At 48.3% G+C, this 13,398-nt stretch carries 10 protein-coding genes, 1 tRNA gene and 1 riboswitch; of the genes, 8 read left to right on the forward strand and 3 right to left on the reverse strand.

All coding sequences use genetic code 11. From position 1 onward, the window contains the following. Window positions 1-136 precede the first annotated feature (136 nt). The 7 genes from CIK99_RS12065 to CIK99_RS12095 all read left to right on the forward strand — a co-directional run bounded on the left by CIK99_RS12065 (window position 137) and on the right by CIK99_RS12095 (window position 5,435). Window positions 137-433: a nucleotidyltransferase family protein gene (locus tag CIK99_RS12065; protein WP_094381767.1), complete on the forward strand. Its 297-nt coding sequence runs from the start codon at window positions 137-139 to the stop codon at window positions 431-433. Next, complete coding sequence (locus tag CIK99_RS12070) at window positions 417-761, forward strand: DUF86 domain-containing protein (protein WP_094381749.1); 345 nt, start codon at window positions 417-419, stop codon at window positions 759-761. The genes CIK99_RS12065 and CIK99_RS12070 overlap by 17 nt, the downstream gene beginning before the upstream one ends. Before the next feature lie 489 nt (window positions 762-1,250). After that, complete coding sequence (locus tag CIK99_RS15825) at window positions 1,251-1,568, forward strand: hypothetical protein (protein ID WP_254047803.1); 318 nt, start codon at window positions 1,251-1,253, stop codon at window positions 1,566-1,568. Window positions 1,569-1,851: 283 nt separating this feature from the next. Continuing rightward, window positions 1,852-2,490 (forward strand): YiiX/YebB-like N1pC/P60 family cysteine hydrolase, encoded by a 639-nt coding sequence (locus CIK99_RS12080; RefSeq protein WP_094381750.1) that lies wholly within the window; start codon window positions 1,852-1,854, stop codon window positions 2,488-2,490. 43 nt (window positions 2,491-2,533) lie between these two features. Next, a complete protein-coding gene (locus CIK99_RS12085; RefSeq protein ID WP_094381751.1) occupies window positions 2,534-2,941 on the forward strand; it encodes a DUF4878 domain-containing protein in 408 nt (135 codons plus the stop codon). Between the two features lie 414 nt (window positions 2,942-3,355). Then, window positions 3,356-4,129 carry a YaaA family protein gene (locus CIK99_RS12090; protein WP_094381752.1) on the forward strand — a complete coding sequence of 258 codons (774 nt, stop codon included), beginning with the start codon at window positions 3,356-3,358 and terminating at the stop codon, window positions 4,127-4,129. A 16-nt stretch (window positions 4,130-4,145) separates the two neighbouring features. Continuing rightward, window positions 4,146-5,435, forward strand: a complete 1,290-nt coding sequence (locus CIK99_RS12095) for a M18 family aminopeptidase (protein ID WP_094381753.1) — start codon at window positions 4,146-4,148, stop codon at window positions 5,433-5,435. Window positions 5,436-5,496: 61 nt separating this feature from the next. Here CIK99_RS12095 and CIK99_RS12100 read toward each other — a convergent pair. From CIK99_RS12100 to feoB, 3 genes are all read right to left on the reverse strand, one after another. Continuing rightward, window positions 5,497-5,569: transfer RNA gene (locus CIK99_RS12100), tRNA-Thr, on the reverse strand. A gap of 79 nt (window positions 5,570-5,648) precedes the next feature. Continuing rightward, complete coding sequence (gene uvrA / locus CIK99_RS12105) at window positions 5,649-8,468, reverse strand: excinuclease ABC subunit UvrA (RefSeq protein WP_094381754.1); 2,820 nt, start codon at window positions 8,466-8,468, stop codon at window positions 5,649-5,651. 27 nt (window positions 8,469-8,495) lie between these two features. Beyond that, window positions 8,496-11,027, reverse strand: coding sequence for a ferrous iron transport protein B (gene feoB, locus CIK99_RS12110; protein WP_094381755.1), 2,532 nt, complete (start codon window positions 11,025-11,027; stop codon window positions 8,496-8,498). A 121-nt stretch (window positions 11,028-11,148) separates the two neighbouring features. Continuing rightward, window positions 11,149-11,334: riboswitch (cobalamin riboswitch) on the forward strand. Between the two features lie 50 nt (window positions 11,335-11,384). On the opposite strand from feoB, the gene CIK99_RS12115 reads away from it, so the two are divergent. After that, window positions 11,385-13,388 carry a TonB-dependent receptor gene (locus tag CIK99_RS12115; RefSeq protein WP_094381756.1) on the forward strand — a complete coding sequence of 668 codons (2,004 nt, stop codon included), beginning with the start codon at window positions 11,385-11,387 and terminating at the stop codon, window positions 13,386-13,388. Window positions 13,389-13,398 lie beyond the last annotated feature (10 nt).

Genomic DNA, 13,398 nt, shown 5'->3' on the forward strand with positions numbered 1-13,398 from the left:
CAGCACATAGAGCCGATTATTTAGAACGAGAGATAATTAACAGAATTACACGAGCCGTGTGCGGCGAAAGTCGCATGCACGGTTCTTGAAGGGGAAAGCGGGGGAAACCCCGCAGACCTACTTAGATAGAATAATTATGGAAACAGGCACTTTAGATACTATAAGACAATACTTTGCCACTCAGCCAATAAAAAAGGCGTGGTTATTTGGTTCTTGTTCAAGAGGCGAGGATACCCCAGATAGTGACATTGATATACTAGTGGAATACAATGACAGTAACTCTATTTCGCTCATGACAATTTCAAGAATTATGACATCATTAAGTAAGAAACTTAAAAGGAAAATCGATTTAGTTGAAACAGGATGCTTGCTGCCATTTGCCGAAATGAGTGTTGAAAAGGATAAAAAATTGATATATGAGAGAAAAGATTAAAGACAAAGGGCGACTTGAACATATTTTGTCTTCCATTGATATTATTCTAAATAATAAGAATAGGTATGAATATGAGGATGTAATAAATGATCCTATTGTTTTTTATGGATTTGTTAAGCATGTCGAGATAATTGGTGAAGCTGTATATATGCTTACAAAAGAATTTAGGGAAACACATACAGAAGTAGAATGGGATGTAATTGAAGGTATGAGACATGTTTTGGTTCATGGTTACTATAAAATAAAACCCAATCAGCTTTGGAATACGATAGAAAAAGATATACCCAAACTTAAACCTTTAATTGAGTCATATATCCAGAATGGATAATTAGGCAAATAATCCGAGAAAAGTTTGGAAGAATGGAAAATAGTTTGTATATTTGCGGCAAATTTACATAAAAGATTATGAACAGTGCAGATTTTTGGACGTCAGTGAGGAACATCATAGATGATGGCTTCACATCAGAGGGTCTGCAACAACTTGATTATTATGCATAACTATTTATTAGAGGAAGGCTTATATATAAACGATTTTCACCGCAGGAACAGCATGGCTGCTCAAAGGGAGGTGCTGTGCATGTCATTGCATCCTTACTCGCGGGAGCAGAAAATTGCCCAGATTCAGAGCTTGAAGGAAGGGAGGAATTCAAAAGAGAACTCAAATATGCAGAGAAACAAACTCGCGCAATTGAGAAATGGGCAAGAATAGTGAATGTGTGGTATGACGATGTTGACAGGTTTCTAAATCATACTTATTCAACCCATTCTTGCTTTGGATAGAATAACTCTTCACAATACATATTTCTCAGAAACGAGCATGAAAGTGCTTGGTTTTGGAAGAGATAGTAATGATGAATTCAAGATTATTGTAGAGCAACCTTTTATTCAAGGATTGAGAATGACTGATGAGGAAATAGAGACATTCATGAGCAATATGGGCTTCGTCCTGATGAATAGGAAAAATTGGACTTATGCTACTCCAACAATCTATTTAAGTGATATACATGATGAAAATGTCTTGTGCTCTGAAAATGGAACGGTTTTTGTAGTTGATTGTGATATCAGAATTAATACACCGAAATTACGTAATAACGGAATAAGATTATTAAATAATAACGTTGTAATTGATATATAAGGGATTGTTGGGAAGAAGGAGAAGTGAACAACCGCGGGCGAGTCGCCCGCACCCCTATTGAGCTTGCGGCAGTGGGCGGTCTTACACGAGGTAAGACCCTACGGCAGGGTGGTATTCTCATGGTAAATCTGCAAATAATCTGAGAAATGTTTGGAGGAATGGAAAATAGTTTGTATCTTCGCGGCGACATTAATAACATATAATGTTTATGTGGAATTATGGAAGAAAGATTATCGAATGTATATTTAAAAAACGGATATGAGATAATTATCCAGTACCTCCAATGAAAAGAATTGAATCAGATTTTCAGAATAGTATCGTCACGGTTATAAACCTCGTGTTCATCTGCCTTCTTCTCATGTCCTGTTCCGGTAAGGAGGGCGAGGGGACGATTCTCCCTGATGGCTTGGAGTTGGCAGAGGGGGACATCGTCTTTAGGCGAGGGACTGGGCTGATGAGCCACACGGTGGTTGCAGCCGATGGAGGAAAGTATTCGCATATGGGCATCGTGGTTGACTCGGCGGGAGTGAAAATGGTGGTTCATGCAGTGCCTGACGAACCTGATTTCCCTGGCGATGTGGACAGGGTGAAGATGGAACTGCCGAGTAAGTTTTTTTCTACGTTTAATGCTGTGATGGGAGAGGTGATGCGACATAAAGACAAGAAGGTGGCAGAGGTGGCTGCACGTGAGGCGTTAAGGCTCTACCGACGTGGAATACTCTTCGACCATGACTATGACGACAGCGACTCCACCAAGCTCTATTGCAGCGAGTTGGTGGAGAGGGCGTATCTCGGGGCCGGTGTGTCGTTGGCCGAAGAGCGACGGCATGACTTCATAGTGCCCGGATTTCATTTCGAGCATGTCATCATGCCTACCGATATATATGAGAGTAGTATGATTAGGACAATATCAAGGTTTTAGTAAATTATTATCACTTTATTATTAACATCAAAAACTTAGTATTATGAAAAAAATTATTCTTTCTTTGTTTGTGGCTGTAGCTGCCTTAGCATTGTGGAGCTGCGGTGACTCCAACACTCCATCGGCAGTAGCCGAGAAGTCGGTAAAATGTCTCCAGAATTCAGACTATGAGGGTTATGTGGACCTCTTGGGCACGGGCACGAAAGATGGAAAAGACAGTGAGGAAGGAAAGGAACAACTGGTGGCATTGCTACGCGAGAAAGGTGAAAAGACCATGAAAGAGAAGCAGGGTCTGAAGAGTTATGAGGTGCTGTCGGAAGAAATATCGGAGGACGGCAATAAGGCCACTGTGGAAATGAAGATTGTTTATGGCAATGGCGAAGAGAAGACCGATAAGGTGAAGCTCAAGAAAAACGACAAAGGAGAATGGAGAATCATTTGGGGCAAGTGACACTCAGATAATCTTACGTAAGAAAAGTTGCCCTGTGTACTCACATTCATCGTTTCAAAATGCAAGACGATACACAGCTACGAGGCATAGGAACATCGAACCGATGCTCATCCATACGACAAATTCTGAAGAGCCGTGTCCATTGTCCATCAACATAATAATCGAAGTCACATACATCAGTACGGAGCCCATATAGAATCCTACTCCTCCCTGTTGGCGGTGGGCATTAGCCTCATCGCCTTTTTCTTTCAGTTTCTTGGCTTTGTGATATGAGATTCTTCAAGAATTTCATATAACATAGCAAGAAATCATAGTTATGTTTTATGTCGGTATATTCTTTTTTTCCATGATTTCTTGCAGATTAATTTATTTTATTGTATCTTTGCGCCATGTACAATAAATATTGAACAGAATATGCAGATACTACTTGCAAATGCGAAAATAATGTATGACAAGTCTGGCTTGAAGCCATGGACAGAGCCACAGTTTCAGAGCGTTGCCAACCGTTTGGCTATGGATATGGCAGGAATGGATATCGACACGCTGGAACGTGAACTCGACTGTAGCCGGAAGTTGGCGGCTGAAAACTGGGAACGGTATCAGCACTTCTTTACAGCAGAGAAGATGCCCGCCATCATGGCATATAACGGCCAGGCATATAAGCACCTTGTAGCCTCAACACTGGGTGAAGAAGCGCTTGTGTTTGCCCAGCGCCACCTGTGGATCACCTGTTTCCTCTATGGGCTGTTACGCCCCATGGACGGAGTGGTGCCGTACAGGATGGAGCATTGTGTTCATCTGCCTTCAGCCGACGGAAAACCCGTCAACCAGTTTTGGCGTGACAAGCTCACGGATGTGCTGATAGACAGTGTGAAAGCCGACGACGGCGTTTTGTTGCACTTATCTACAGAGGAATACGAACACCTGTTTGACTGGAAGCGCGTATGCGGTGAGGTCAACGTGGTACACCCGCTATTCTATGTGAGACAGAAGAATGGGATGCTCAAGATGCAAGCCGTATGGGCAAAGTCGTGTCGTGGAGCTATGGTGAGACATGTCCTCCTGCATCACATCACGTCTCCAGCAGACCTGCACTCGTTTTCCTATGAGGGATTTGAGTATGCCCCATGTCTTGGCGAGGAGCGATGGCCACACTTTGTGAGAGACAACAGAGAAACACTATTATAATTTATTCATATCGCTTATGGTAACTTACACAGAAAAACTGATCAGTTTCCTTAATGCCTCACCGGTAAACTTCCTTGCAGTGAGGAACGTGTGCAAACAATTGAGAGACAACGGCTTTATGCAGTTGCGTGCAGAAGACACATGGACGCAATTGCCAGAGAAGTTCTTCGTTACAAAGAACGATTCCGCCGTCTTCGCCTTCCATATCGGCCGACAGGCACTCTCGGAGGCAGGCTTCCGCATAATAGCAGCCCACAGCGACTCGCCCACATTCCGCATCAAGCCGAAAGCGGAAATGACAGGCGAGGGCGGTCTGGTCAGACTCAACACCGAGTCTTATGGAGGCTCTATTCTCAACACATGGTTTGACCGTCCGCTGAGCTTGGCCGGCAGGGTGATACTACGTAGCGAAGACGCGTTGCACCCGGAGTCGCGCTTGATACACATCGAGCGCCCACTGCTCGTCATTCCCAACCTCGCCATTCACTTCAACAGACAGGTGAACGACGGTGTGAAACTAAACAAACAGAAAGACATGCTGCCTATATTGGGTTATGTCAACGACAAACTTGAAGCCGACGGGCTGCTAATGCGCATTATCGCCGAAGAGTTGCAGATAGAGAAAGACGAGATAATAGACTTCGACCTGTACCTTTATGACACCACACCCGCATGTCTGGTGGGACTGAACAACGAGTTTGTGTCTGCAGGCCGACTGGACGACTTGTCGATGGTGCATGCAGGACTGGAGGCGATAACGGCGGACGGCGAGAAGCCCGAGGTGACAAAGGTATTGGCCATCTTCGACAATGAAGAGACGGGGTCTGGCACGAAGCAAGGAGCGGGAAGCAATTTCTTCATGTCGCTGCTTCAGCGGATAGTATTGGCACAAGGAGGAAGTATGGACGACTATTTCCGCAGTGTGGAGAAAGCGTTTATGATAAGCGCCGACAACGCCCACGGCTTCCACCCGAACTACGCAGAGAAGTACGACCCTACAAACCATTCGCTGTTAGGCGGCGGACCAGTCATAAAGATCAACGCTGCACAGAAGTATTCCACAGACGCCATGTCGGCGGCAGTGTTCCAGCAGATATGCGAAAAGGCGGGAGTGCCATGTCAGCGATTTGTCAACCGCAGTGATGTGGCAGGCGGCAGCACACTCGGCAACATACTCACGTCGAGCATTGCTATAAGCGGTGTCGATATGGGCAACCCGGTTCTTGCCATGCACAGCGTGAGAGAGCTGGCGTCGGCAGCCGACCATGAGTATTGCATAAAGGCATTTATAGAGTTTTACAACTGACGATATACATAATAAAGACGGCCGCTATAATGATAATAGCGGCCGTCTTTACTTATTCGTGAGCCGATACCCGGGCTCGAACCGGGGACCTATTCATTACGAATGAATTGCTCTACCAACTGAGCCATATCGGCTTTTGCGGGTGCAAAGGTACGAATAAAAACGTAGAATAAAGAACACTTTCCCAACAAATGTCTTCTTGCATCTACAGATTTAACATAATTTTTCTTTTAAGTACTTGCCTGTAACGCTGGCTCTACACTCGCAGACCGTCTCAGGTGTGCCTGCCACGACGAGCGTTCCTCCTGCATCGCCACCGTCGGGTCCCATATCGATGACATGGTCGGCACATTTTATTATATCCATATTGTGCTCGATGATGACGATGGTATGTCCACGTTCGATGAGAGCGTTGAAAGAGTCTAACAGACGCTTGATGTCGTGGAAGTGAAGACCCGTGGTAGGCTCGTCGAAGATGAACATTGACGGTACCTGTTTCTCCTGACCGATGAAATAAGCCAACTTCACGCGCTGGTTCTCGCCGCCCGACAATGTGGAAGAGCTCTGTCCGAGCTTTATATAACCCAATCCCACATCTTCAAGAGGTTTCAGGCGTTTTGCTATGACTTTCTCTCCATATTTGGTAAAGAACTCTATCGCCTCGCTGATGGTCATGTCGAGAATATCGCTGATGTTACGGTCGTGGAATCGCACCTCAAGAATCTCTGACTTGAAACGCTTGCCATGACAAGCCTCGCATGTGAGCACGATATCTGCCATAAACTGCATCTCGACGGTAATCTCTCCGGCACCCTTACACTCGTCGCACCGTCCTCCGTCGGTATTGAACGAGAAATACTGGGGCGTGAAGCCCATCGACTTTGCCAAGGGCTGCTCTGCCATGAGTTCGCGTATGGCGTCATACGCCTTGACGTAAGTGGCAGGATTAGAACGGCTGCTTTTGCCTATCGGGTTTTGGTCAACAAACTCAACATGTTTCACATCACCGATATTTCCGCTGAGGCGGATATACTCGCCTGGTGCGTCGCACACCTCGCCTATGTGACGCTTGAGGGCAGGGTAGAGGATGCCTTTTACAAGACTTGACTTTCCCGAACCGCTCACTCCCGTCACTACGGTCATCACATTGAGCGGGAAATCGACCGTGACGCCCTTGAGATTGTTCATGCGTGCACCCTCGATGGTGACGTGGCGGTTCCATCGGCGGCGTCCTTCGGGCACTGGGATAGAGAGTTCGCCAGCGAGATAACGTATTGTATAGCTCTTGGCAAACTCAGTAGGCAACGGTTGTGAGGCGAGGAGAGAGGCAGAGGGTAGTGCGCCCTCATAGACTATCTCGCCACCGAGTCGTCCGGCATCGGGTCCGACGTCGATAAGGTAATCAGCCTTACGGATGATGTCCTCATCGTGTTCAACAATTATCACCGTGTTGCCTATGTCGCGCAGCTTCTTCAGCACACTGGTCAACCTGTCGGTGTCTCTACTATGAAGACCAATGCTCGGTTCGTCGAGGATATAAAGCGACCCCACGAGACTACTGCCGAGCGACGTAGTTAGATTGATGCGCTGGCTCTCGCCTCCACTCAGGGAGTTGGAGAGGCGGTTGAGGGTGAGATAGCCTAAGCCAACGTCGAGAAGGAACTGCAATCGGTTGTTTATCTCAACAAGAAGGCGCTTTGCCACCGAGGCATCGTGTTCGTCAAGCTGCAGTTGCGCAAACCACTCGCGTAGCTTCACTACCGGCATCTCGACGATGTCGGAGATGCTTCGTCCGCCTATCTTCACATAGTTTGCCTCGGGACGCAGTCGTGTGCCATGACACTTAGGACAAGTGGTCTTGCCACGATAGCGGCTTAACATGACCCTATACTGTATCTTATACTGGTTTTCCTTAACCATCTCAAAGAATGCGTCGATACAGATACGTTCGCGCACAGGCTTGTAGAGTTCAGAAGGAAGACCATGCCAGAGCCAGTCTTTCTCTTTGCGCTCGAGTTCATAATAGGGTTTGAAGACGGGGAAATTGTCGGCGACGGCACGTCGGCAGAACTCCTCTTTCCACTCTTTCATCTTTTCACCGTTCCAGCACACCACACTGCCCTCGTAAACACTGAGCGAGGGATTAGGTATCACAAGATGCTCGTCGATGCCCATCACCTTGCCAAAACCCTGGCACTCAGGGCATGCTCCAGTAGGCGAATTGAAAGAGAACATATTGTCGTTGGGCTCTTCAAACTCTATGCCATCACACTCGAAGCGTGTGGAGAAGTCATAGCATAGCATGGACGGCATGAACATTAGCCTGCACTCGCCCTTGCCCTCGTAGAAAGCAGTCTCGGTAGAATCGACAAGGCGCGAGATGCCGTCCTTGGAGAAATCTACCGACATACGGTCGATGGCAATATAGATGTCCTTCTCGTCAGCTTCGCTTCTCTCTTTTTCGAGGAAGTCCTCAATGCGATAAAAGTCTCCCGAGGCGAAGATGCGTACATATCCCTGAAGGATGCAAGCCCTGAGCTGCTGTTCCACCGTTCGTCCGTCGGCCACCACAAGCGGAGCCATCACGACAAACTTCGTGCCTTCGGAATACTGGTGTATGCAGTTGACAATATCTTCGGTGGAGTGTTTCTTCACCTCGTTGCCGCTGACAGGAGAATAGGTATGTCCCACACGCGCGAAGAGCATGCGTAGATAGTCGTATATCTCTGTCGATGTGCCTACGGTGGAACGAGGATTACGGCTGGTGACCTTCTGTTCGATGGCTATGGCCGGCGGAATACCCTTGATAAAGTCGCATTCAGGCTTGTTCATACGTCCGAGAAACTGTCGGGCGTATGACGAGAGACTCTCGACATAGCGGCGCTGACCTTCGGCATAAAGAGTGTCGAAAGCTAATGACGACTTGCCAGAACCGCTGACTCCGGCAACCACGATAAACTTGTTGCGCGGTATGTTGAGCGACACATTCTTCAGGTTATTTACCTTCGCTCCTTTTATTTCTATATAGTCCATTGTCGTTTGCTAAACTGTCTTTGTCAATTAATATAAAACCAATCTACCCACTTGATACACCGCGGCAGAGACAACCCATGCCAGCATAGTGGTATAAAGTGCTGTAAACAAAGCCCATCGCCACGATCCACTCTCGTTCTTTATAGCCACGATGGTGGCAAGGCACGGGAAGTAGAGCAAGACGAAGAGCAGGTAGCAGAATGCCACGAGAGGAGTGATACCGTCAGCCTCCATATGCTGACGCATACGTTCGTGTTTTGTCGTCTCGTCGGCATTGGTGGTGTCGTCGCCATAGAGCACTCCCATGGTTGATGCCACGATCTCCTTGGCGCCAATGCCCGACACCAGTCCCACGTCGAGTTTCCAGTCGAAGCCTTGCGCCTTGAATATCGGTTCAATGGTCTTTCCTATCTGTCCGATATAACTCTGTTCCTGCTGTTGGCGTGGCTCTAAGCTGTCGTTGTGGGGAAAATAGCCCAAAGCCCATACGGCAATACTTGCCACAAGGATGACGCCTCCCATTTTTCTCAGATACTGCTTGCCCTTCTCCCAGGTGTGGCGTGCGATGGTCTTTGTGGAAGGGAAACGGTAGGGCGGCAACTCCATGACAAACGGTGTGTCGTCGCCCCTGACGAGCCAACGACTGAATATGCGGCTCATGACCACAGCCATGGCAATGCCTATGACATAGAGCGATATCATCACTATGCTTTGATATTCTACGGCAAAGAACGCTCCCGTGATCATAATGTAAATAGGTAGTCGCGCCGAACAGCTCATCATAGGCAGGATGAGCATCGTGATGAGTCTCGACTTCCGGCTCTCAAGGGTGCGTGTGGCCATTATTGCCGGCACATTGCAGCCGAACCCCATGACCAGAGGTATGAACGACTTGCCGTGCAGTCCCATCTTGTGCATCAGACGGTCCATGATGAACGCCGCCCTCGACATATATCCAGAGTCTTCCATAAACGAGATGAAACCGTAGAGGATAAGTATCTGCGGGAGGAACACGATGACAGAGCCAACGCCACCAATGATGCCGTCGCACACCATGTCGCGCACTATGCCGTCAGGCAACGCCTTGCCGACAACATCGCCCAACAGGCCTACGAGAGCCTCTATCCAGTCCATCGGGTACTGTCCAAGGGTGAAGGTGGCATGGAACATAAGGAAGATAAGGGCGAAGAAGATAGGAAAACCAACGTAACGGTTGGTGATGATACGGTCGATGATGTGTGTCACCTGATATGTGTCGCCAGTGTCACCCTTTTCGTAGCCTGCCTCGTGGAGTGCTCCGTGGATAAAGCCATACTTCGCATCCATGATGGCAGTCTCTGAGTCTTCTTTAAGATCTTTCTTGATGCGTGCCGCCTCTCGGTCGCGTATCTCTATTATGCGCTGTGCGTTTGGCAGTTGGCTTATTTCCTTCTCTGTCTCGCTGTCCATCTCAAGGAGTTTGATGGATAGGTAGCGAGTGGAGTATTTATGACGTATCTGTTCGTCGTTTTTCAGTTCGGTCTTTATTGCCTCGATGCCCTGTTCGATGACAGTGCCATGGTTGAGGTGAATATGTCGTGACACGCTGTCGTTAGGCTTGTTGCCGTGAGCGAAGTCCTCGCCGTGATTACTGCCATGATGTCCCTCATAGTTTTTATGCCACTCCTGTATGTCGCGCGCCACCTGCGGGTTGATATTACCCTTCTTGTCAATGAAGTCAACACCCTCATACATATTAATAATAATGTGGAAGAGCAGATCAACGCCTTTGCCGGTCTTGAACACCGTGGGCACCATAGGAATACCGAAGAGCTGTCCGAGGGTCTTATGGTCGAGTTTGTCGCCCCGTTCCTCAAACTCGTCGTACATGTTCAAGGCGCATATCATTCTGAGGTGCATGTCCACGAGCTGGGTGGTGAGATAAAGGTTGCGCTCGAGGTTGCTGGCATCGAGCACGTTGAGCACTACATCAGGCGTCTTGTCTATGATCTGCCGTCTTACGTAGAGTTCCTCGGGCGAATAGGCCGAAAGGGAGTAAGTGCCGGGCAAGTCGATGATATTGAAGTCGTAACCCTCGAACGATGCCGTCGCCTCCTTGGCATCCACTGTCACTCCCGAGTAGTTGCCCACGTGTTCATGTGCCCCAGACGCGAAATTGAACAGCGACGTCTTTCCGCAGTTAGGATTACCCACCAGGGCAACGTTGATAGTACGGCGTTTCCTTATTGCCACATCATGGAGCTGCTTGTCAGTGAGCGGCGCGTCATCGGCGTCGTCGCACTTTGCCGAACAGCTAACATTCTGCGAGTAAGTCTTCTCCAGTGTCTTTGCCTCCTCGGTAGAGATGACCTCGATCATCTCTGCCTCCTTATGCCTCAGCGACACCTCGTAGCCTAATATCTGATATTTTACAGGGTCCTGCAGTGGAGCGTTGAGCAACACCTTCACCACATTTCCCTTGATGAATCCCATTTCCACAATGCGCTTTCTGAAGCCACCATGACCAAGCACTTTGACGATGACTCCTTTTTCGCCTGTTTTCAAATCTGATAATTTCATTCGCAAAAATTTTTTTGCAAAGATAACTAATAGAATCCAAAAACGACAATAATCATCGTGTTTTTTGCTAAAAAATCGTTATTTCTTGGTATTTGTCTTGCATGATTGACAGAAAATTACTACCTTTGCAGCCGTGATTGGTTCACCACGGTGATTAAATGGGAACGGAGTGAGATTCTCCTGACAGTCCCGCTGCTGTGATTTGCCTTTATACAGTATGAACAATGATGTCACTGACAGACAATGATCGGGAAGACGTTTATACTTGGCAATAGTCAGAAGACCTGCCGTCATGTTATTAATGTTTCACTCCCTCGAGGAAAGGGATGAAAAATTGGTCAGATTATTGATTCGGAAATGAACAAGAAAAAGAGGTATGCGGTCATGGCAGCCGCCATATGCGTCTTCATGTATGCAGATGCTAACGATACTATACGTACCGGACGTATCGACGAGGTGGTGGTCACGGCAGAGAGAAGCCGGAAGACCAACATCTTTGAAACTATACCCGTACAGTCGCTCAGCGGCAACGACATCAGACAGTTAGGACTGCAGAATATAGCCGACGCGGTAAAGAGGATGGCGGGGACAAACGTCAAGGACTACGGCGGTATCGGCGGCATGAAAACCGTCTCTGTCCGAAATCTCGGAGCACAGCATACCGCAGTGAGCTATGACGGTATCACCGTGAGCAATACCCAGGCCGGACAGATAGACATAGGACGATTCTCGCTCGATAATGTCGGGATGCTGTCGATGGCAATAGGGCAGGGAAGCGACATCATGCAGACGGCACGACACTATGCTTCGGCAGCACTGCTCGCTATAGAAACCGAACGCCCAGTGCTCGACAAAGGCGACAGCCGACTGCGTTTGGCATTGAAGGGCGGCTCTTGGGGACAGCTGAACCCGAGCGTCAGATGGTGGTGTCAGGCGGGCGAAAACACCATGACGACACTCGACGCTGACTATATGAGAGCTGACGGACGCTATCCCTTCGTGTTAAGAAACGGGAAGGAGAAGAGCAACGAGAAACGCAACAACTCCGACATTGAACAATGGCATGGCGAAGCCAACGTCCTCCATAAGTTTGGCGATGGAGGCAGTCTCGACACAAAGGCCTACTTCTACCATTCGCAACGTGGCGTCCCGGGGTCAGTAGTGTTATACAACGACAATTCAAAGGAACGTCTGTGGGACGAGAACTTCTTTCTTCAGACAGCATACAAAAGGCATATAGCGAGGCAATGGAAACTTGCCATAAGGGCAAAATACACCCACTCGTGGAACAAGTATGAAGACACGAATGCGAAGTACGCCAATGGCAAAAAGACCGAGGTCAACCGCCAGGACGAATATTACACGTCTGCCACATTAGGCTGGAAACCAACGTCATGGCTTGAAATGGCCTTGGCTGAAGACGTGGCAGTAAACAAACTTAGGACCACAGTGAACGGAAGTCCCAACCCGCTGCGTACCACATCGCTGACAGCATTAGTCTCAAAAGCCAAATACGGCAGGATGACCATAGAAGGCAACATCGTGATGACATACGCCACCGAAAGCCTTACCGAAAGCGAGAAATATGCCATCAAGAAACCAGAAGACAGGAAAAAGCTCTCGCCATCACTTTCCTTCAGCTACAGACTGCTGCCTGACGAGGCACTGTATGTAAGGGCAATGACGAAATCCACCTTCCGACTGCCTACGTTCAACGACCTGTATTATCTGCAGATTGGCAACACCTCACTACGTCCGGAAAACGCACACGAGTACGGGGCAGGAATGACATGGAACTCGCGTCCCATAGGCCCACTGCGCTATGTGGCACTGACCATCGACGCATATTACAACGACGTAACAGACAAGATAGTGGCGTTCCCTTCCACATATATCTGGAAGATGGTGAACTTCGGCAAGGCTGAGATAAAAGGCATCGACGCCACTATGGGGACAGAGGTTGACATAGTCAAAGGATACAGCATAGTGGCCAACGGCTCGCTGACATGGCAAGAGGCAAAAGACAAGACCGAAGGCAGTGCGACATACGGCTCACAGTTACCTTACACGCCAAAGGTGAGCGGAGGCCTGTCGGTAATGCTGCTCACCCCTTGGGTGAACGTAGGCTACTCGGCAACAGGCCAGGGCAAGCGATACTCAATGGCGCAGAACACGAGGGAATACCAACTCGACGGGTATATGGAACACAGCCTGAGCCTCTCGCGCGACTTCCTTCTCGGCGACAACATGCTGCGCTTACAGCTGACCGTGAACAACATCACCGACAAACAGTATGAGATAATAAAATACTATCCCATGCCAGGACGGTCGGTAACGGCATCGGCGACATTAGACATATAAGAAAAATAGT

It is taken from the genome of Prevotella sp. P5-92 (genome assembly GCF_002251245.1).
Lineage (GTDB): Bacteria > Bacteroidota > Bacteroidia > Bacteroidales > Bacteroidaceae > Prevotella.